This is a genomic window from Saccharopolyspora sp. 6M (assembly GCF_020176775.1).
Lineage (GTDB): Bacteria > Actinomycetota > Actinomycetes > Mycobacteriales > Pseudonocardiaceae > Saccharopolyspora_C > Saccharopolyspora_C gregorii.
This window is the reverse complement of the sequence record NZ_JAIUJZ010000057.1, coordinates 36407-56549: the sequence shown is the minus strand read 5'-3', so window position 1 is coordinate 56549 and position 20143 is coordinate 36407. Positions and strand designations below refer to the sequence as shown.

At 76.0% G+C, this 20143-nt stretch carries 13 protein-coding genes; 9 read left to right on the top strand and 4 right to left on the bottom strand.

Features of this window, described 5'->3' with window-relative positions; genetic code table 11:
• Positions 1-107: 107 nt before the first annotated feature.
• On the bottom strand, positions 108-1424 hold the full coding sequence (locus LCD31_RS09730; protein ID WP_224957428.1) for an NlpC/P60 family protein: 1317 nt from the start codon (positions 1422-1424) through the stop codon (positions 108-110).
• Positions 1425-1683: 259 nt separating this feature from the next.
• Positions 1684-2514, bottom strand: coding sequence for an NAD-dependent deacetylase (locus tag LCD31_RS09725; RefSeq protein WP_374108038.1), 831 nt, complete (start codon positions 2512-2514; stop codon positions 1684-1686).
• Positions 2515-2684: 170 nt separating this feature from the next.
• Here LCD31_RS09725 and LCD31_RS09720 point away from each other — a divergent pair, with 170 nt between their 5' ends.
• The 9 genes from LCD31_RS09720 (at position 2685) to LCD31_RS09680 (ending at position 17806) form a co-directional block, all read left to right on the top strand.
• Positions 2685-4061 carry an MFS transporter gene (locus LCD31_RS09720; RefSeq protein ID WP_224957427.1) on the top strand — a complete coding sequence of 459 codons (1377 nt, stop codon included), beginning with the start codon at positions 2685-2687 and terminating at the stop codon, positions 4059-4061.
• Entirely contained in the window at positions 4054-6159 is a 2106-nt protein-coding gene (locus LCD31_RS09715; protein WP_224957426.1) for a molybdopterin oxidoreductase family protein, read from the top strand. The genes LCD31_RS09720 and LCD31_RS09715 overlap by 8 nt, the downstream gene beginning before the upstream one ends.
• A complete protein-coding gene (locus LCD31_RS09710) occupies positions 6156-7568 on the top strand; it encodes an FAD-dependent oxidoreductase (protein ID WP_224957425.1) in 1413 nt (470 codons plus the stop codon). Before LCD31_RS09715 ends, LCD31_RS09710 begins: the two co-directional genes overlap by 4 nt.
• The gene (gene nirB / locus LCD31_RS09705; protein ID WP_224957424.1) at positions 7565-10090 is read left to right on the top strand and encodes a nitrite reductase large subunit NirB; all 2526 of its coding nucleotides are present in this window, start codon (positions 7565-7567) and stop codon (positions 10088-10090) included. Before LCD31_RS09710 ends, nirB begins: the two co-directional genes overlap by 4 nt.
• Positions 10087-10413: a nitrite reductase small subunit NirD gene (nirD, locus tag LCD31_RS09700; RefSeq protein WP_224957423.1), complete on the top strand. Its 327-nt coding sequence runs from the start codon at positions 10087-10089 to the stop codon at positions 10411-10413. The genes nirB and nirD overlap by 4 nt, the downstream gene beginning before the upstream one ends.
• A 112-nt stretch (positions 10414-10525) precedes the next feature.
• Positions 10526-11632 (top strand): uroporphyrinogen-III synthase, encoded by a 1107-nt coding sequence (locus tag LCD31_RS09695; protein ID WP_224957465.1) that lies wholly within the window; start codon positions 10526-10528, stop codon positions 11630-11632.
• The gene (locus LCD31_RS09690; protein ID WP_224957422.1) at positions 11629-12330 is read left to right on the top strand and encodes a sirohydrochlorin chelatase; all 702 of its coding nucleotides are present in this window, start codon (positions 11629-11631) and stop codon (positions 12328-12330) included. The genes LCD31_RS09695 and LCD31_RS09690 overlap by 4 nt, the downstream gene beginning before the upstream one ends.
• A 113-nt stretch (positions 12331-12443) precedes the next feature.
• Positions 12444-13121, top strand: a complete 678-nt coding sequence (locus LCD31_RS09685; RefSeq protein ID WP_224957421.1) for a hypothetical protein — start codon at positions 12444-12446, stop codon at positions 13119-13121.
• 146 nt (positions 13122-13267) lie between these two features.
• Entirely contained in the window at positions 13268-17806 is a 4539-nt protein-coding gene (locus LCD31_RS09680) for a cation-translocating P-type ATPase (RefSeq protein ID WP_224957420.1), read from the top strand.
• Positions 17807-18106: 300 nt separating this feature from the next.
• On the opposite strand, the gene LCD31_RS09675 is transcribed toward LCD31_RS09680, so the two are convergent.
• Positions 18107-19066: a DMT family transporter gene (locus LCD31_RS09675; RefSeq protein ID WP_224957419.1), complete on the bottom strand. Its 960-nt coding sequence runs from the start codon at positions 19064-19066 to the stop codon at positions 18107-18109.
• Between the two features lie 114 nt (positions 19067-19180).
• Positions 19181-20050, bottom strand: coding sequence for an MIP/aquaporin family protein (locus LCD31_RS09670; protein WP_224957418.1), 870 nt, complete (start codon positions 20048-20050; stop codon positions 19181-19183).
• Positions 20051-20143: the final 93 nt, after the last annotated feature.

Genomic DNA, 20143 nt, shown 5'->3' with positions numbered 1-20143 from the left:
GCCCCCCCCCGCCCCCCCGCCGCGGGGGGGGCGCCCCCCCCCCCCGCCCCCCGGGGGGGGGGGGGGGGGGGGGGGCCCCCCCCCGCCCCCCCCGCCGCCGGAACCGATCAGAGGAGGCGGACCGCGTAGGGCGCGATGCCCGCGTACCGCACCGAGGTGACCCGCACCTTCGAACCCGAGTACGGCGCCTCCACCATCCGGCCACCGCCCAAGTACAGCGCCACGTGGTGCACCCGTCCCCCGCTGCGCCAGAACAGCATGTCCCCGCGCTGCATCGAGGACAGCGGCACCTGGGTGCCGGACTGGTACTGGTAGCCGCTGTAGTGGTCGAGCTGCACGCCCGCCCCGGCGAACGCGTAGATCATCAGCCCGGAGCAGTCGAACCCGATCTTCTGGTAATCGCCGTACGAGTCGGCCACTCCCCCGTCGCGGATGCCGCGGGTCGGGCCGCTGGAGTTGCCGCCGCCCCACGCGTAGGGCATGCCGAGCTGGGAGAGCGCCCGCCGCACGACGGTCTCCACCGAACCGGTGGCGACCTCGGTGTCGTCGTCGGAGTCCGGCGCGGGGCTGCCCTGCGCGTTCCCGGCGGCGGCCTGCGCCTCGGCCGCTTGCTGGGCCTGCGCCGCCTGGCTCGCCTTGAGCCACTCCTCGTAGCGGTCGCGCTGGGATTCCAGCCCGCGCACGGCGGCGCGGGCGGCGGTGAGCTCCTGCTGGACGCCGGAGCGTTCGGCCTCCAGCCTCGCGGAGGTGCTCGCCTGCGAGGCGCGGGCGGCGATCGCGGCCTGCTGCGCCGTGTCGGCGCGCCCCTTCGCCTCGGCGGCGGTGGCGCGGGCCGCGGCCGCTTCCTGCAGGGCTTCGCGCGCGAGGGAGTCCTTGTTGACCCGGTCGATGCGGGACCGCTCCAGGTCGTCGAGCACGTCGAGCTGGGTGCGCCCGACGGTGTCGAGGAGTTCGGCGCGCTCCAGCAGCTCGTCCGGCCCGCGGGCGCCCACGTACGCGGTGAGCGAGCCGAGCTTGCTGCCCTGCCGGTAGCTGCCCGCCGCGAACTCGTCGAGCCGGGCGCGCTGGCGCTCCACCTCGTCGGCGGCCGCGTTGGCCTGGCCCTGGGCGCCGGCCGCGGTCTGCTCCGCGCGGGAGCGGGCGAGTTCGGCGCGGTCCAGGTCGACGCGCGCCTTGTTGGCGTCCTCCATCGCCAGTTCCACCCGCGCGCTCAGCTCGGTCAGCCGGGTCTCGGCTTCGGAGAGGCGTTGGGTGAGCTCGCCGACGCGGTCCGCCCGGTCGCCGACCCGGTCGCGCTGTGTTTGGATCTCGCCGTCGTCAGGTCGCGCCGGGGGGTCCGGCGCGCCGGCCGCGGCCAGCGGGAGCGCGAGGGCGAACGCGGAGGCGAGCACCAGACCGCCGGGCAGTAGTCGAGGTCGCCGCACGACCGCCACCTCCAGGCACCGAACTAGGCCGTTCGGACTTGCAGTGTTGCGCCATTCAGCGCACAGGACGAGCACAACTGTGCATCGTGACCCCACTACTCGCAATTCGTCGCACGAACCACTTGCACCACAAGTCGTACTTCAGGGCTTGAACGGGACTTTTCGGGCGCGCTGAACCGCTCAAGCCGCGCAGGCGAGCAAGGAATCGACCCGAGACCGTCGAGACGCTCTCGGGTGCTTGCGGGGTGCGAGGGCCGGTTCAGCCCCAGGTGCTCGGGTCGCCCCAGGTGCGCAGCGGCTCACCGGACTCGGCGAGCGGCACCGCGGCCAGCTCCGGCAGCACCCCGGCCAGCGGCTCGCGCAGCACCGCGGCGGCGAGCTCGTCGTACGGCGTCGGCTCGGCGTTGCAGATCACCAGCCGCGCACCGGCGCGCACCGCGAGCTCCGCCAGCCCCGCCGCCGGGTGCACCGTCAGCGACGTCCCGGCCGCGACGAACAGATCGCAGTCCAGGGCGGCCCGCTGCGCGGCGCGGATCACGTCCGGGTCGAGGTTCTGGCCGAACGAGATGGTGGTGGACTTCAGGATCCCGCCGCAGGAACGGCACGGCGGGTCCTCCTCGCCGTCGGCGACGCGCTCCAGCGCCGCCCGCATCGACCCGGTCGCACCGCAGTCCAGGCAGACCACGCCGAACACCGAACCGTGCAGCTCCAGCACCAGCCCGGCCGGGAGCCCCGCCCGCTGGTGCAGTCCGTCGATGTTCTGGGTGAGCAGCGAGGTCAGCCGGCCCTGCGCGGCCAGGTCGGCGAACGCGCGGTGCGCCGGGTTCGGCACCGCCTCCCACGCCGGGTGCTCGGCTCGGCCGCGCCAGGCGAGCCTGCGCACCTCCGGGTCGGCCACGTACGAGTCGAGGTCGGTGAGCCGCTGGGCCCGCGGATCCCGCGTCCACACCCCGTTCGGGCCGCGGAAGTCCGGGATGCCCGAGGCGGTGGACACCCCCGCCCCGGTCAGCGCCGTGATGCGCCGGGCCGAGCCGAACAACTCCCGGGCGCGGGCGTGCTCGGTGCCGGGATCGCTGCCGCGTGCTGTCACCCCACCACGGTGCCACGTGGCCGCAGCCACCCCGAATCCGGGCGTCGGCGCAGTTCACGCCCGGCGGCCGCGCGGGTGTGATGGCGGCTTTGCCTCGCGGTAACGCGCGGCGTCGATCGGCGGAAACACCCGGTTCCTAGCGTCGGCCCTGCCCGACGAGAGGAGGCGCGGTGACCACCACCCCGCACAGCAGGCCCGGCCGCCGGATCGACGGCTGGGACCCGGAGGACGAGGCGTTCTGGCAGCGCACCGGCCGGCGGGTCGCGCACCGCAACCTGCGGCTGTCGATCCTGTCCGAGCACGTCGGGTTCTCGGTGTGGAGCATCTGGTCGGTCCTGGTGCTGTTCATGTCCCCGGAGATCGGCCTGGACTTCGACGCCGCCGAGAAGTTCCTGCTGACCACGGTGCCGACGCTGGTGGGGGCGCTGCTGCGGCTGCCCTACAGCTACGCGGTGACCCGCTTCGGCGGGCGGAGGTGGACGGTGTTCGCCACCTCGGTGCTGCTGGTGCCGACCGGGCTGATCTGCTACTTCGTGCAGCAGCCGGGGACGCCGCTGGGCGTGTTCCTGGTGCTGGGCGCGCTGACCGGGCTCGGCGGCGGCAACTTCGCCTCCTCGATGACCAACATCACGAGCTTCTTCCCGCAGCGGGAGCAGGGTTGGGCGCTGGGGTTGAACGCCGGTGGCGGGAACATCGGCGTCGCCGTCGTGCAGGTGGTGGGGCTGCTCGTGGTGGCCACCGCGGGCGGGACGAGCCCGGCGCTGGTCGCCGGGATCTACCTGCCGCTGATCGTGCTGGTCGCGCTGCTGGCGGCGCTGCGGATGGACGACATCGACGCGGCCGTCACCGCACCGGGCGCGCAGCGGGAGGTGCTGCGCAGCTCGCACGCCTGGTGGCTCTCGCTGCTCTACGTCGGGACGTTCGGGTCGTTCATCGGCTACGGGTTCGCGTTCGGGCTCGTGCTGCAGAGCGAGTTCGGCTTCACCCCGCTGCAGGCCGCGACCTGGACGTTCCTGGGGCCGCTGCTGGGTTCGCTGGCGCGGCCGGTCGGCGGGCTGCTGGCCGACCGGTGCGGCGGGGCGCGGGTGACGTGCTGGAACTTCCTGGCGATGGCCGCGGGGACCGGGGTGTTGCTGGTGGCCTCCGGGCTGGACTCGTTCCCGCTGTACCTGGGGTCGTTCGTGGTGCTGTTCGTGCTCAGCGGGATCGGCAACGGCTCGGTCTACAAGATGATCCCGGCGGTGTTCGCGGACCGGGCGCGCCGGGAGATCGCCGGGGGCGGGGCACCCGCGGACGCGTTCGCGCGGGCCCGCAGGTCCTCCGGGGCGCTGATGGGCGTGGCCGGCGCGGTCGGGGCGCTCGGCGGGGTGTTCATCAACCTGGCGTTCCGCGCCTCGTTCGGCGGGGCGGCCGCCAGCGGGGACGCCGCGCTGGCCACGTTCCTCGGCTGCTACCTGGTGTGCGTGCTGGTGACCTGGGCGGTGTACCTGCGGCCGCGGCACGCCGCGGCGCGGCCCGCGATCGCGGGAGGTCCCGGCCGTGCCTGAACCCCGCACCACGACCACCCACTGCCCCTACTGCGCGTTGCAGTGCGGCACCCGGTTGACCCGGGAGCGCACCGGCGTCGTGGTCGAGCCGACGGACTTCCCGGTGAACCGGGGCGGGCTGTGCCAGAAGGGCTGGACCGCGCCCGCGCTGCTCGACGTCCCCGATCGGCTGCTGCACCCGATGGTGCGGCGCGGCGGCCGGCTGCGGGCCGTGGACTGGGACACCGCGCTGCGCACCGTCGCCGACCGGGTGCGGGAGCTCCAGGCCGAGCACGGCTCGGACGCGGTCGGCGTGTTCGGCGGCGGCGGGCTGACGAACGAGAAGTCGTACCTGCTGGGGAAGTTCGCGCGGCTCGCGCTGGGCACCAGCCGCGTCGACTACAACGGCCGGTTCTGCATGTCCTCGGCGGCCGCGGCCGGGACCGCCGCGTTCGGCTCGGACCGGGGGCTGCCGTTCCCGGTGACCGACCTCGGCCGGGCGGACGTGGTGCTGCTGGCCGGGGCGAACCCGGCCGAGACGATGCCGCCGCTGCTGCGGCACCTCACCGCGCCGGAGCTGGTCGTCATCGACCCGCGGCGCAGCGCCACCGCGCAGCGCGCCGCCCTGCACCTGCAGCCCGCGCCGGGCACCGATCTGGCGCTGGTGCTGGGGATGCTGCACATCGCGGTCGTCGACGGCTGGGTGGACGGCGACTACGTCCGGGACCGCACCACCGGTTTCGACGCGGCCCGGCAGCGCGCGATGAGCTGGTGGCCGGAGCGGGTGGAGCGGATCACCGGCGTACCGGTGCGCGCGCAGCGGGCGGCGGTGCGGATGCTCGCGCACGCCGACCGGGCCTACGTGCTGACCGGGCGCGGCGCCGAGCAGCACGCGAAGGGCACCGACACCGTCGCCGGGTTCATCGACCTCGCCCTCGTGCTCGGGCTACCCGGCCGCGAGGGCAGCGGGTACGGGTGCCTCACCGGGCAGGGCAACGGGCAGGGCGGCCGGGAGCACGGGCAGAAGGCCGACCAGCTGCCCGGCTACCGCTCGATCACCGACCCCGCGGCGCGCGAGCACGTCGCCGAGGTGTGGGGCGTGCCGCCGGAATCGCTGCCCGGGCCGGGGATCAGCGCCTACGAGCTGCTGGATACGGCGGGCGCGCCGGGCGGGGTGCGCGGGCTGCTGGTGTTCGGGTCGAACCCGGTGGTCTCCGCGCCGCGCGCCGGGCACGTCGCCGAGCGGCTGGCGGCGCTGGACCTGCTGGTGGTGGCGGACTTCGTCCCCTCGGAGACGGCGCGCGCGGCGGACGTGGTGCTGCCGGTGGCGCAGTGGGCCGAGGAGGACGGCACCGTGACGAACCTCGAAGGCCGGGTGCTGCGCCGCCGCCGGTTGCGGGTGCCGCCGGGGCACGCGCGCAGCGACCTGGAGGTGCTGCACGGGCTGGCGCGGCGGCTCGGCGAACCCGGCCACCGCTACCCCACCGCGCCGCGCGAGGTGTTCGAGGAGCTGCGCCGCGCGTCGGCGGGCGGCGCGGCCGACTACGCGGGGATCAGCTACGAGCGGCTCGACGCCGGGGAGGCGCTGCACTGGCCGTGCCCCGCCGAGGACCACCCGGGCACGCCCCGGCTGTTCCTCGACCGGTTCGCCCACCCCGACGGCCGCGCCCGGTTCGCCGCGGTGGAGCACCGCCCGGCGGCGGAGCAGGTGTCCGCCGAGTTCCCGCTGCAGGCCACCACCGGCCGGGTGCTGGCCCACTACCAGTCCGGTGCCCAGACCCGCCGGATCCCGGAGCTGGCGGCCGCAGCGCCGGAGGCGTTCGTCGAGGTGCACCCGGACACGGCGCGGCGCGCGGGGCTCGCCGACGGGGACCTGGCGCTGGTGAGCTCGGCGCGCGGCCGGACCGCCGCGCGGGTGCGGCTGGTGGACTCGATGCGGGTGGACACCGTGTTCCTGCCGTTCCACTTCCCCGGCGCGGGGCGGGCGAACCTGCTCACGAACCCGGCGCTGGACCCGCGCAGCCGGATGCCGGAGTTCAAGGTGGCCGCGGCCCGGCTCGATCCGCTGCCCGCCGACGCGGCGCCGCCCGCCGGGGACGCGGCGGAGGTGTTCGCGTGAACCACGTGCTGATCGCCGGGAACGGTCCCGCCGCGCACCGCCTGGTGGAGCGACTGCGCGGGCACGGCCACGACGGCCCGATCACGGTGCTGGGCGCGGAGGACCGGCCCGCCTACAACCGGGTGCTGCTGGCCTCGGTGCTGGACGGGGCGTTGCCGCCGGACGCGGTGGAGCTGCCGGAGCTCGACGCCGAGGTGCGGACCGGAGTCACCGCGACCGCCGTCGATCCCGCACGGCGGCTGGTGCGCACGGACGCCGGGGTGGTGCACCGGTACGACGAGCTGGTGCTGGCGACCGGGGCGCGGGCGGCGGTGCCCGCGGTGCCGGGGCTGCGCGCGGCGGACGGGACGCTCGCGGCCGGTGTCACGGCGCTGCGGACCCTCGCGGACTGCGCGCGGTTTCCGGCCGGGGCGCGGCGCGCGGTGGTGCTCGGCGGCGGGGTGCTCGGCGTGGAGACCGCGCGCGGGCTGCTCGGCCGCGGCCTGGACGTGGTGCTGGTGCACCCGAATCCGCACCCGATGGACCGGCAGCTCGACGCGGCGGGCGGGACGCTGCTGGCCGAGCACCTGCGGGAGGCGGGCGTGCGCACCCGGTTCGGCCGCCGCGCCGCCGCGCACCGGCCGGGTGAGCTGGTGCTCGACGACGGCGAGGTGCTGGCCGCGGACGTGGTGGTGCTGTGCACCGGTGTGGTCCCGGAAGCGGGGCTCGCCCGCGAGGCGGGGCTGCGGGTGGGCCGCGGCGTGCTGGTGGACGACCACCTGATGACCTCGGATCCGCACGTGCACGCCCTCGGTGACTGCGCCGAGCACGACGGGCGGGTGCCCGGGCTGATCGCACCGGCCTGGGAGCAGGCGGAGGTGCTGGCGCGGCGGCTCGCCGACGGTGCGGCGCGGTACCGCGCCGGAGCGACCGCGACCCGGCTCAAGGCGCGCGGCATCGACGTGGCCTCGCTGGGCGACGTGGCGCTGCTGGCGTCCCCCGAGGTGGAGCAGGTGGTGCTCTCGGACCCGGCGCGCGGCCGGTACGCGAAGCTCGCGGTCCGCGCCGAGCGCCTCGCCGCAGGGGTGCTGATCGGGTTCCCGCAGGCCGCCGCCACCCTCGCCCAGCTGCACGACCGGGGCCTGCCGCTGCCGGTGGACCGGCTGGGCCTGCTGCTGGGCGCCGCGCCCGCCGCCGCACCGGCCGAGCTGCCCGCGGACGCGGTGCTGTGCCGCTGCAACGACGTGAGCAAGCGGCGGCTGGAGGACGCGTGGCACGCCGGTGCCCGCGACCTCGGCTCGCTGGCCCGGACCACCCGGGCCACCACCGGCTGCGGCGGCTGCGCCGACGAGGTGCGCGGCCTGTGCGCCGCGCTGCGCGCCGACGGACCGACCGGAGCCGACGAACCCGAACAGGAGGGCGTCGCATGACCCGAACCCTTGTCGTGATCGGCCACGGGATGGTCGGCCACCGCCTCGTCGAGGAGCTGCGCGCCCGCGACGACGCGGACCGCTGGCGGGTGGAGGTCCTCGCCGAGGAACCCCGCGCGGCCTACGACCGGGTGGCCTTGTCGTCCTACCTGGACGGCAGCAGCGCCGCGGACCTCGGCCTGGCCGGGCCGGGATTCTTCGCCGACCCGCTGGTGCGGCTGCACCTGGACCACGCCGTCACGAGCGTCGACCGCGCGGCGCGGACCGTGCGCACCACCGGCGGCGCCGAGTTCCGCTACGACGCGCTGGTGCTGGCCACCGGGTCCCGGCCGTTCGTGCCGCCGGTGCCCGGTCACGACCTGGCCGGCTGCCACGTGTACCGCACGCTCGACGACCTGGACGGCATCCGGGACGCGGCGGTGGCGGGCGCGCCCGGGGTCGTCATCGGTGGCGGGCTGCTCGGGCTGGAGGCGGCGAACGCGCTGCGGCTGCTGGGGATGCGCCCGCACGTGGTGGAGCGGGCGCCCCGGCTGCTGCCGCTGCAGGTCGACGACGGCGGCGGGCGGGTGCTGGCGCGGCTGGTCGAGGACCTGGGGCTGGCGGTGCGCTGCGGGACGGCTACCGCCTCGATCGACGCCGGGCCGGACGGGCGCGTAGCCGGGGTGACCCTCGGCGACGGCGACAGCATCGCGGCCGAGCTGGTGGTGTTCTCCGCGGGAGTGCGCCCGCGCGACGAGCTCGCCGAGCGGTCCGGTCTGGCGCGCGCCGACCGCGGCGGGGTGCTGGTGGACGGGCGCTGCCGCACTTCCGACGAGCACGTCTGGGCGGTCGGCGAGTGCGCCGCCGTCGAGGGCCGCTGCTACGGGCTGGTCGCCCCCGGCTACGCGATGGCCGAAGTGGTGGTGCGCCAGCTGCTGGGGCTCGACGGCGACGCGTTCACCGGTGCCGACATGTCGACGAAGCTGAAGCTGCTCGGAGTGGACGTGGCCAGCTTCGGCGACGCGCACGCGACCGCGGACGGCGCGCTGGAGGTGGTGCACGCCAACCACGCGGCGGGCACCTACGCGAAGCTCGTGCTCAGCGACGACGCGCAGGTGCTGCTGGGCGGGGTGCTCGTCGGCGACGCGAGCGCCTACGCCTCGCTGCGGCCGCTGGTGGGCCGCGCGCTGCCCGCCCCGCCGGAGCGACTGCTGCTGCCCGCCGGCCCCGCGCCGGACGCGGGGGCGCTGCCGGACGACGCGGTGGTGTGCTCCTGCAACAACGTGTCCAAAGGGGACATCACCGCGGCGATCGGCGGCTCCGGGCTGTCCGATGTGGCCGGGATCAAGGCGTGCACCCGGGCGGGGACGAGCTGCGGATCGTGCGTGCCGATGCTCGGCAGGCTGCTCGCCGACTGCGGCGTCGCGCCCTCCCGCGCGCTGTGCGAGCACTTCGCCCACTCCCGCGCCGAGCTGTTCGAGATCGTCCGGGCCACCGGAATCGCCACGTTCTCCGAACTGGTCCGCGCCCACGGCCGCGGTCGCGGCTGCGACGTGTGCAAACCGGTGGTGGCCTCGATCCTGGCGAGCCTCGGGCGCGGGCACGTGCTCGACGCCGAGCACGCCGGGCTGCAGGACACCAACGACCGGTTCCTGGCCAACCTGCAGCGCAACGGCACCTATTCGGTGGTGCCGCGGGTGCCGGGCGGGGAGATCAGCGCGGACGGGCTCATCGTGCTCGGTGAGGTGGCCCGCGAGTTCGGGCTCTACACGAAGATCACCGGCGGGCAGCGGATCGACCTGTTCGGCGCCCGCGTCGAGCAGCTCCCCGCGATCTGGCGGCGGCTGGTGGACGCCGGGTTCGAATCGGGGCACGCCTACGGCAAGGCGCTGCGCACCGTGAAGTCCTGCGTGGGCACCGACTGGTGCCGCTACGGCGTGCAGGACTCGGTGGCGATGGCGGTCCGGCTCGAACTTCGCTACCGCGGGCTGCGGGCGCCGCACAAGCTGAAGTCGGGGGTGTCGGGCTGCGCGCGCGAGTGCGCGGAGGCCCGATCGAAGGACTTCGGCGTCATCGCCACCGACCAGGGCTGGAACCTGCACGTCGGCGGCAACGGCGGGTTCAGCCCGCGGCACGCGGAGCTGCTCGCCGCCGACCTGGACGACGAGCAGCTGATCCGGCTCGTGGACCGGTTCCTGATGTTCTACGTGCGCACCGCCGACCGGTTGCAGCGCACCGCCGCGTGGATCGAATCCCTCGACGGCGGCCTGGACCACGTGCGGGAGGTCGTCGTCGAGGACTCGCTGGGCATCGCCGCCGACCTGGAGGCCGCGATGGCCGAGCACGTCGCGGGCTACGCCGACGAGTGGGCCGGGGTCCTGGCCGACCCGGCGAAGCTGGCCCGGTTCGTGTCCTTCGTCAACGCCCCCGACGCGCCCGACCCGACGGTCGGTTTCCTGCCCGATCGAGACCGGCCTGGCACCGGCCCGGTCCCGCTGCCCGCGCCGTCGATCCGGCCCGGTTCCGCGGAGGTCCCCGCATGACGACCTGGTACCCGATCTGCCCGTGGGAGGCGCTGCCGCCCGCCTGCGGCGTGCCCGCGCTGCTGGCCGCCGGGCCGGTCGCGCTGTTCCGCACCTCCGACGACGAGCTGTACGCGGTGGGCGGCGTCGACCCGTTCTGCGGGGCGGGGGTGATCAGCCGCGGCATCGTCGGCGATCGCGGCGGCGAACCGACCGTGGCCTCGCCGATGCTCAAGCAGGTGTTCTCGCTGCGGACCGGTGCGTGCCTGGACGATCCGGCCGCCCGGCTGCCGACCTTCCCGGTGCGGCGGCGCGGCGGAGTGGTGGAGGTCGGGCTGCCGTGAACGCGTGCTGCCCGTCTTCGTTCCGGCGCCGAGCCGACGCCCCGGCCCGCCCACCGGTTCCCGAGCTCGTCGCGACCGGTGCGGGGAGGTGGTGACGTTGCGCGAACCACCGATGCCGCTGGCCGGGTTCACCGTCGGTGTCACCGCCGCGCGCCGCGTCGACGAGCAGACCGCGCTGCTGGCGCGGTGCGGGGCGCGGGTGCTGCCCGGGGCGGCGCTGCGGATCGTGCCGGTCGCCGACGACGCGCGGCTGCGCGCCGCCACCGAGCGGTGCGTCGAGGCCCCGCCATCGGTGGTGGTGGCCACCACGGGGATCGGGTTCCGCGGCTGGGTGGAGGCCGCCGAGGGCTGGGGGCTCGGGGCGGACCTGCTCAGCGCGCTCGGCTCGGCCCGCCTGCTGGCGCGGGGGCCGAAGGCGCGCGGCGCGGTCCGCGCCGCCGGGTTGCCGGACACCTGGTCGCCCGAGTCCGAGTCGTCCGCGGAACTGCTGGCGCACCTGCTGTCCGCACCGTTGGCCGGGGTGCGGGTCGCGGTGCAGCTGCACGGCAGATCACTGCCGGAGTTCACCGCCGTGCTGCGGTCCGCGGGCGCCGAGGTCGTCGAGGTCCCGGTGTACCGCTGGTGCCCGCCGGCCGACACCGCCGCGCTGGCGGCGCTGGTCGACGCGGTGTGCGCCCGCGAGCTCGACGCCGTCACGTTCACCAGCGCGCCCGCCGCGGCCGGACTGCTGGCTCGCGCCACCGAGCAGGGGTGCCGCCGTGAACTGCTCGCCGCGCTGCGCGGGCCGGTGCTGGCGGCATGCGTCGGCCCGGTGACGCACGCGCCGCTGGCCGAGGTGGACGTGCCCGCGGGGCGGCCGCGGCGCGCCCGGCTCGGCGCGCTGGTGCGGGAGCTGTGCGAGCGGTTGCCCGGGCGTTACCCGTCGCTGCCCGTCGCCGGGCGCACCCTGCAGCTGCGCGGGCACGCGGCCGCCGTCGACGGGGTACCGCGGCCCCTGTCGCCGGGCGGCAAGGCGCTGCTGCGGGTGTTGCTGGCCCGGCCCGGCGAGGTCGTCGCCCGCGAGGAGCTCGCCACCGCCCTGGCGCCGAGGCGGTCGCCGTCCGCCGACGCGCACGCCGTGGAGCAGGCCGTGGCACGGCTGCGGTCCGCGCTCGGCGCCCCGGAACTGGTGCAGACGGTGATCAAGCGCGGCTACCGGCTGCCGCTGGAGGGCGCGTGACTCCCCCGCTGCTGCTGGTCGCGCACGGCACCCGCGACCCGGCCGGGCCGCCGGTCGTGGATCGGATCGCCGACGCCGTCGCCGAGCGCGCCGGGATCGCGGTGCGCACCGCCTACGTCGACGTCATCGGACCGACCGTCGCCGAGGCGCTGGACGGGCTGGACGGGCCGGTGGTGGCGGTGCCCGCGTTCCTCGCCGCCGGTTACCACGTGCGGGTCGACCTGCCCGCGCAACTGGCCGCCGCGGGACGCGAGGACGTGACGACGAGCGCGCCGCTGGGGCCGGACCCGACGCTCGCCGAGGTGATGCTGCGGCGGTTGCGGGCCGCGGGGTGGCGGCCGGGCGCGGCGGTGGTGTTCGCCGCCGCCGGTTCGACGGATCCGCGGGCGCTCGCCGACGTGCGGACCGCCGCGCGGCTGCTCGGCGCGCGCTGCGGGCAGGTGCTGCGGCCGAGTTACGTCACGACCGCGGCGCCGCGCACCGCGGAGGTGTGCGCCGATCCCGGGCCGGAGCGGTTCGTCGCGCCGTACCTGCTGGCGCCGGGGAGGTTCCACCGCGGGCTCGCGGCGCTGCCGGTGCGCGCGGCGGCCCCGATCGGGGCGCACCCGCTGGTGGTGGACCTGGTGCTGCGCCGCTACCGGTCCGCCTGCCGGGAGGTGTTCGACCCCGTCCGGGCCGGGCCGAGCCACCCGCGGTGAAGCCGGGTCCTCCGACCTGACTCCTTCGTGGGGACTTGGCGTTCGTTCGATTCATAGCTCGTTCAGCCCCGCTTACGGTGGACATTTCTTGCGTCGTCAGCGGGGAGGCACACATGACCAGCGCAACCAGTTCCGGAGCGAAATCAGGTTCCGGTCGGCGCACGTCCGGCGGCAGCGTCCGGGGGCGCGGATCCGGCTCCTCCGGGTCCGGCTCGCGCTCCGGCGGTTCCCGCTCCAGCAGCACCCGGCAGAGCACCGGTACGTCCGGGACGAGCACCACGTCGAGCAGCACCGGATCGTCGCGCACGTCGAGCGGCTCCGGCTCCAGCACGGCCCGCGGTTCGCGCACCGGATCCAGCACTTCCCGGAGCTCGCGCAGCAGCAGCGGGACCACGCGCAGCGCCGGAACCTCGCGCAGCACCAGCGGCACGTCGCGCCCCGCCACGACCGGGCGCCGCACCGCAGGCAGCCGCGGCACCACGAGCACCGGCACCACCAGCACCGGGACGAGCGGCACCTCGCGGACCGCCGCCACCTCGTCGAAGGCGCAGGAAGCCACCGTGCACCTGCCGTTCGTCACGGCCCAGTTCCACAAGCCCGACGTACACCTGCCGGGCAAGCACGAACTCGCCTCCGCGACCGAAGCGGTCCGCGCGCAGCTGCCCGAACCCGGCCAGGCCCTGTTCTACGGCGGTCTCGCCGCGGGCGTCGCGCTGAGCCTGCTCGAATGGCCGGTCGCGCTGGCCATCGGCGTCGGCACCGCCGTCATCGGCCGCGAGCGGCACGAGTAGCCGCACCGCGGTGCCGGGCGACCGCGCACCGCACCGCCCCGGCCCCCGGACCCGCGTCCCGGGCCGGGGCGGTGCGCGCCGCACTCGGAACCTCGCGTCCCGCCCACCGCGTCCGCCGACGGGACGCACGCCTGGAGAGGGGATCCATGCCGTTCGGCGCCCTGCTGTCCCGAGTCGCCCACCTCGCCGCGCCGGTGCTCGACGCCGTGCGCAACACCGGTTCCCCACCGTTGAACCGCCGCACCTACTCCCGGCAGGGCCGCACCCACCTGGAAGTGCGCGGCCTGCACCTGCCCGAGTCCGCCGGAGCCGCGCGGGACCTGCGCGCGCGGCTGTCCGAAGTGGACGGCGTGGCGTCGGTCGAGGTGAACGCCGTGCTCGGCCGGGTGCTGGTGCACCACGACGCCGAGCAGGTCGGATGCGCGGTGCTGGCCGAGGTCGTCGACGCCGTCGAGCGCGACCACGACCTGGCCGGCCTCGGCAGCTCCCCCGCTGGCGTCGCGCACCCCGGCAACCCCGACGCGCTGATGCGCGACGTCGGCGCGTTCGGGCTGAGCGTGCTCGGCCTCGGCTACTCGGCCGTCGCCGGACTGCTGCCGTTCCGTCCCGCGTCCCCGCTGATCCCGGCCGCGGTGTCGCTGGCGGACGCGGTGCCGTGGCTGCGCGAAGGAGCCGAACGCACCCTCGGGCGCACCGGTGCCGAAGCGGCGCTCGCGGTGGGCGGGGCCGTCACCCAGGGCCTCTCGCAGAACCCGCTGGCGGTGTTCAGCGACCTGTCCGCCCGCTTCTGCTCCGCCCGCGAGGGCATCGCCCGCCAGCAGGCGTGGCGCCGGTGGGAGGAGACCACCCCGCCGGGCGCGCACGAATCCACCGCGATCAGCACCGAGCCGCGGCCGGTCGAGCTGCCGGACGGGCCGGTCGAGCAGATCTCGAACCTCGCGGGCGCGTTCGCCCTCGGCGGCTACGGCACGGTGCTCGCCGCCACCCGCGATCAGCGGCGCGCGCTCGCCACCATGCTCGCCGCGATCCCGAAACCGGCGAAGACCGGCCGCGAGGGGTTCGCCGCGCAGCTGACCACCGCGCTGTCCGCCCGCGGCACCCTCGTCCTCGAACCGAAGGCGCTGCGCAAGCTGGACCGAGTGGACACCGTCGTGCTGGACGCCCCGGCGCTGCTGACCGGCAGGCGCGTCGTGGACGAGGTGCTGCCGCTGGACAGCGACGCCGACGCCACCCGGTTGTTCGCGCACGCCGCCGAGCTCGTCGACCCGCAGCGCCCGAAGGCCCGCCGCAGCCGCGGGAAGTGGTCCTGCGCGCCGCTCGACGGCCGCGCCGCGCAACTGCCCGGGCGAGTGCAGGCCGAGCTGCGCGCGCACCGCGACCGGGGTGCGGTACTGCTGGAGCTGCGCCGGAACGACGAGGCCGTCGCCGTGGTGGTCGTCATCGACGAGCTCGACCCGCTGGCCGAAGCGCTCGCCGAGGCCGCCCGGGCCGCGGGGACCGCGGTGCTCGCCGGGATCGGCAGCAAGCTGAACCGCCGGATCACCGTCGACGACGTGGTGCACGGCGGCACCCGGCTCGCCGCCTCCGTGCGGCGGCTGCAGCAGGACGGCCGGGTGGTGGCGGTGCTGTCCACCCGCGCGCACGCCGCGTTGGCCGCCGCCGACGTCGGCATCGGGATCGCCGAGGACGACCAGCCGATGCCGTGGGGCGCCGACCTGCTGTCCCCGAACCGGTCCGAGGCGCACAGCACGCTGTGCGCCGTCGCCGAAGCCCGCACCGCCAGCAAGCACGCCGCGGCGCTGTGCGCGGGCGGGGCGTGCCTCGGCGTGCTGTTCGGCGCGCTCGGACCGTCGGCGGGCGCGCCGGCGCGCGCCGGGCTGCCGGTGCACGCCGCGAACCTCTTCGCGCTCGGCACCGGGACCCTGGCCGGGTTCCAGGCGGGCGAGCGACCACCGCCCGCGCCGCACCAGCGGACCCCGTGGCACGCGCTGCCCGGCAGGGCCGTGCTGGGACTGCTGGACAGCTCGGTCGACGGCCTCAGCGCCGCCGTCGCGCGCCGCTGGCGCCGCGCCCAGCCGCAACGCGCCGACCGCGGGATCGGGGTCGTCGGCGCCACGCTGGAAGGGCTGGTCAACCCGATGACCCCGGTGCTGGTCGCCGGCGCGGTCGTGTCCGCCGGGCTGGGATCCGCGGTGGACGCGGTGCTGATCACCGGGGTGCTCGGGATCAGCGCGCTCATCGACGGGGTGCAGCGCATCGCCACCGACCGCGAGCTCGCCAGGCTGCTCGACGCCGGGCAGCTGCCCGCGCACGTGCGCCGCGACGGCACCACCTCCACGGTGCCCGCCGACCAGCTGGTGCCGGGAGACGTGGTGGAACTGCGCTCCGGCGACGGGGTGCCCGCCGACTGCCGGGTGCTGGCGGCCGAGTACCTGGAGGTCGACGAGTCCAGCCTCACCGGCGAGTCGGCCCTGGTGGTCAAGACGCCGGAGGCGACCTCGGCGGCGGCGCTCGGCGACCGCACCGGGATGCTCTACCAGGGCACCACCGTGGCCACCGGCACCGCGACCGCCGTCGTCGTCGCCACCGGCGCCGCCACCGAGGTCGGGCGCACCACCGGCGAGGACGGGCACCCCACCGGTGCCGCGGGCGGGGTGGAGGCCCGGCTCGCCGAACTGACCCGGCAGATCCTGCCGCTGTCCGTCGGCGCGGGCGGCGCGCTGCTGGCCGTGGACCTGCTGCGCGGCACCCCGCTGCGGGCCACCGTCGGCCGCGCGGTCGGCCTCGCGGTCGCCGCCGTCCCGGAAGGGCTGCCGTTCGTGGCGACCCTCGCCGAGCTGGCCGCGGCGCGGCGCCTGGCCCGCCGCGGCGTGCTGGTGCGCAGCCCGGCCACCATCGAGGCGCTGGGCCGGGTGGACGCGCTGTGCTTCGACAAGACCGGCACCCTCACCCAGGGGCGCATCACCCTCGGGCAGGTCTCCGACGGCACGCGCAGCAGCACCCCGGACCGGCTCGACGCCGCCGGGCGCGCCGTGGTCGAGGCCGCGGTGCGGGCGAACCCGCAGGCCGAGGGCGACCAGCCGCTGCCGCACCTCACCGACCGGGCCGTGCTGGAGGGCGCGCTGGCCGCCGGCATCGACCCGAACGACCGCGAGGTGCTGGCGGACCTGCCGTTCGAACCGTCCCGCAGCTTCCACGCCACCCGCACCCGCGGACCCGACGGGGTCGAACTGCACGTCAAAGGCGCGCCCGAGGTCGTGCTGGAGCGCTGCACGCGGTGGCGGGGCGCCGAGTTCGACGCGCCGGCCCGCGCCGAGGTGGAGCGCGAGATCGAGCGGCTCGCGCTGCTCGGCTACCGGCTGCTGGCCGTCGCCGAGAAGGCCGCGCCGGACGACACCGGGTCCGAACTGGACGACGCCGAGGTGTACGGGCTGAACTTCGTCGGGCTGCTCGGCCTGGCCGACCCGGTGCACCCCACCGCCGCCGAAGCGGTCAGCCGGCTGCGGCGGGCCGGAGTCGACGTCATCATGATCACCGGCGATCATCCGAGCACCGCCGAGGCCATCGCCGCGGAGCTCGGCATGCTCGGCGGCAAGCGGGTGCTGCACGGCGCGGAGCTCGACGAGCTCGACGACGAGGAGCTGGCCGCCGAACTCCCCGCCGTCTCGGTGTTCGCCCGGGTCAGCCCGGCGCAGAAAGCCCGCATCGTGCGGTTGCTGCGCGCCGACGGCCGCACCGTGGCGATGACCGGCGACGGCGCCAACGACGTGCCCGCGATCAAGCTCGCGCACGTCGGCATCGCGCTGGGTTCGCGCGCGACCCCGGCCGCGCGGGAGTCGGCGGACCTCGTGGTGGCCGACGACCGGATCGAGACCATCACCGACGGCATCGTGGAGGGCCGCGGAATGTGGGCTTCGGTGCACGACGCGCTGTCGATGCTGCTCGGCGGCAACCTCGGGGAGATCGGCTACGCGGTCGGGTCCGGGTTCTTCGGCGGGGACGCCGGGCTCAACGCCCGCCAGCTGCTGGTGGTGAACATGCTGACCGACGTGCTGCCCGCGATCGCGAGCGCGGTGCGGCCGCCGCCGCACGCCACCCCGGAGCGGTTGCTCGCCGAAGGGCCGGACGCCTCGCTCGGCAAGGCGCTCACGGAGGCCGTGTACCTGCGCGCGGCGGCCACGGCGGGCGCGGCCGGACTCGCCTGGGCGCTGGCCCGCCCGGTGTCCACCGCGGCGCAGGCCCGCACCACCGGCCTGGTGGCGCTGGTGGCCGCGCAGCTCGCCCAGACCCTCGCCGTGCGCGGGCGCACGCGGCTGGTGCTCGCCTCGGGCGCGGTGTCGCTGGTGGTGCTGTTCGGGGTGGTGCAGGTGCCGGGATTGAGCCGGTTCTTCGGTAGCAGTCCGCTACTACCACACCAGTGGTGCATCGCGGTGGGCTCGGCGATCGGAACCACCACGGCCGTGGTGCTGTGGCAGCGCCCACCTGCGGATTCCTCCCCCGCCGAACCGCGCGCGCTGCCCGCGGCGGAGGAGGAACCGGCCGAACCCGCCCCGGACGAGATCACCGAGGGTGCGGACGGTCCGGTCGTGGACGGCGAGGTGCTCCCGCCTCCGCGCGCCGCCCGCAACGGCGCCGACCGCGGCATCCCCACCGGGTCCGCGCCGCTCGCCACGACACCCGGGTGAGCGGCGCGCAGCACCTCGGGCGACCGGTCGCACGCGGCCCGGGAGATCCCCTCACCTGGTGGAACGGCGGATTTTCCCCGCCGCTTCACCTGCCCGTCACCCGGAACCAACCCGGCCCTCACCCCGCACCGGGACCGTCGGGGCGTACGAGCAGGAATCCGACGGCAGAAAGCACGCCCACCATGAACTTCCTGGCGACCCTGCTGACCAGCGTGGCCGTGGCCCTCCTGGAGGGGCTCATCGTCCACGCCGCCAAGACCGCCTACCAGCGCATGTCCCGCACCCGCGCGGCCTGACCGATCAGCGCTCCGGCGTTGCTCGGACCTCGACGGGCCGGGCGGTGGGTTCGACCGCGGGGGCGGACCGCTGGGCGATGAAGGCACCGGCGAGCACCAGCGCTCCCCCGGCGAGCTGCCACGGGCCGACGTGCTCGCCGAGCAGCAGCCAGGCCAGCACGGTGGCCACCACCGGCTCCAGGAACGCCACCGCGCCCGCGACCGGCGGCGACAGCCGCCGCACCGCCAGGATGCCGGTGAGGTAGGCGAGCACGGTGCTCACCAGCACGACCCATCCGACGACGAGCAGCGCCGGGAACGGCGTGCCGGACAGCTGCACCGGCCGCGCCAGCAGCGCCCAGTCCAGCTCCCACGGCCGCGCGACCAGCGTGACGACGGCGGCACCGACGAGCAGGCCGTAGGAGACCAGCGCCCGCGGATCCACCTCGGCGGAGCTGTCCGAGAGCAGGAAGTACCCGGCCTGGCACCCGCCCGCGGCCAGCGCGAGCAGCAGCCCGGCCGGGTCGAAGCGCAGCCCGGCGGCGACCTCCACGACGCACGCCAGCCCGACCAGCGCGAGCGCGGTGCCGATCGCGGCCTGCCTGGTCACCGGGGCGCGGCGCACGAACCGGATCCAGCCGAGGACCAGCACCGGCCCCAGGAACTCGATGAGCAGCGCCACCGCCACCGGGATCGAGGCGATGGCCGCGAAGTAGCAGGTCTGCACCCCGGCGATGGCGAACAGCCCGTAGCCCAGCAGCAGCCACGGCGCCCGCCGCAGCGCTCCGGCGTGGCGCACCGCGAACGGCAGCATCAGCAGCGCCCCGCCCGCCAGCCGCATCCACGCCACCTGCAGCGGGGTGAAACCGACGGTGATCAGCGGTTTCGCGAACGGGCCCGAGCCGCCGAAGCAGAGCGCGGAGAGGACCGCGGCGGTCACGCCGGCGGACTTGGGAGCGGCGAGCAGGGTGCGCACGCAGGTCATCGAAGCACAGGCGCCGGGCCCGCCGCTCCGAGTCCCGGCACCACCCGGAGCACCGCACCTCCGCGGTTCCCCCCGACCGGTCGACCCGCTCGGATCGAGGGCGGACCGTCCGGTCTAGTCGCCGCTCCGGCCGGGTTCGGGCGCCGTGTCGCGCGCGGCGAGCACCCGGCCGATGAACAGGTCGTAGACGACCGCGCCGAGCACCCCGCCCACCAGCGGCCCGACGATCGGGATCCAGAAGTACCAGCTGAAGTACTGGTAGCTGCCGGGCAGCGCGATCTCGTCCCACCCGGCCAGGTAGGTCCACAGCCGCGGCCCGAAGTCGCGCGCCGGGTTGATCGCGTACCCCGCGTTGGTGCCGAAGCTCAGCCCGATGGCGGTCACCACCATCCCGATCAGGAACGGGCCGAGGTTCGAGGCGGGCGCGGTGTTGCGCAGGTCGATGAGCGCGCAGATCAGCGCGACGAGGATCGCGGTGCCCACGACCTGGTCCAGCAGCGGGCCGAACCAGGAGTCGCCGAAGTACTTCGCCGGGAACGTCGCGAAGATCGAGAACGTGTCCAGCGCTTCCGGGCGGGTGACCCCGGCCTTCGCGTTGTAGGCGTCGATGGCCCACCGGTAGCAGGCGTGCACGACGCCTGCGGCGAGGAAGGCCCCGACCACCTGGGCGGCCACGTAGGGCACGACCTTGCGCCACGGGAAGCTCCGCCGGACGGCGAAGGCCAGGGTGACGGCGGGGTTGATGTGCGCGCCGCTGACGCCGCCCGCGATGTAGACGCCGAACACGACGGCGAAGCCCCAGCCGAAGGCGATGATGAGCCAGTTGCCCGCGCCGAACGCGTCCTCCTGGCGGCCGGAACCGGGAAGCCCGGCGAGCGCGACGGCCACCGAGCCGCAGCCCAGCAGGATGAGCACGAAGGTGCCGAGGAATTCCGCCGCCAGCTCGCCGCCGAGCCCGCTGCGGGACCGCTCCCGTGTGGCCATGGTTCCCCCCTGCGCTGGAGCGCCGGACGGCACCGTTCCGCCCGGGCGGTCTGCCGCGTCGAGCGTAAGTCCGCGGCCCGGTGGGCGCGCGGC

What these genes read in the sequence shown, in the direction of transcription:
- nirD (WP_224957423.1), top strand. Translation starts at nt 10,087, where the DNA reads ATGACGACCTGGTACCCGATCTGCCCGTGGGAGGCGCTGCCGCCCGCC.
- LCD31_RS09685 (WP_224957421.1), top strand. Translation starts at nt 12,444, where the DNA reads ATGACCAGCGCAACCAGTTCCGGAGCGAAATCAGGTTCCGGTCGGCGC.
- LCD31_RS09675 (WP_224957419.1), bottom strand. Translation starts at nt 19,066, where the DNA reads ATGACCTGCGTGCGCACCCTGCTCGCCGCTCCCAAGTCCGCCGGCGTG.
- LCD31_RS09670 (WP_224957418.1), bottom strand. Translation starts at nt 20,050, where the DNA reads ATGGCCACACGGGAGCGGTCCCGCAGCGGGCTCGGCGGCGAGCTGGCG.
- LCD31_RS09680 (WP_224957420.1), top strand. Translation starts at nt 13,268, where the DNA reads ATGCCGTTCGGCGCCCTGCTGTCCCGAGTCGCCCACCTCGCCGCGCCG.
- nirB (WP_224957424.1), top strand. Translation starts at nt 7,565, where the DNA reads ATGACCCGAACCCTTGTCGTGATCGGCCACGGGATGGTCGGCCACCGC.
- LCD31_RS09695 (WP_224957465.1), top strand. Translation starts at nt 10,526, where the DNA reads ATGCCGCTGGCCGGGTTCACCGTCGGTGTCACCGCCGCGCGCCGCGTC.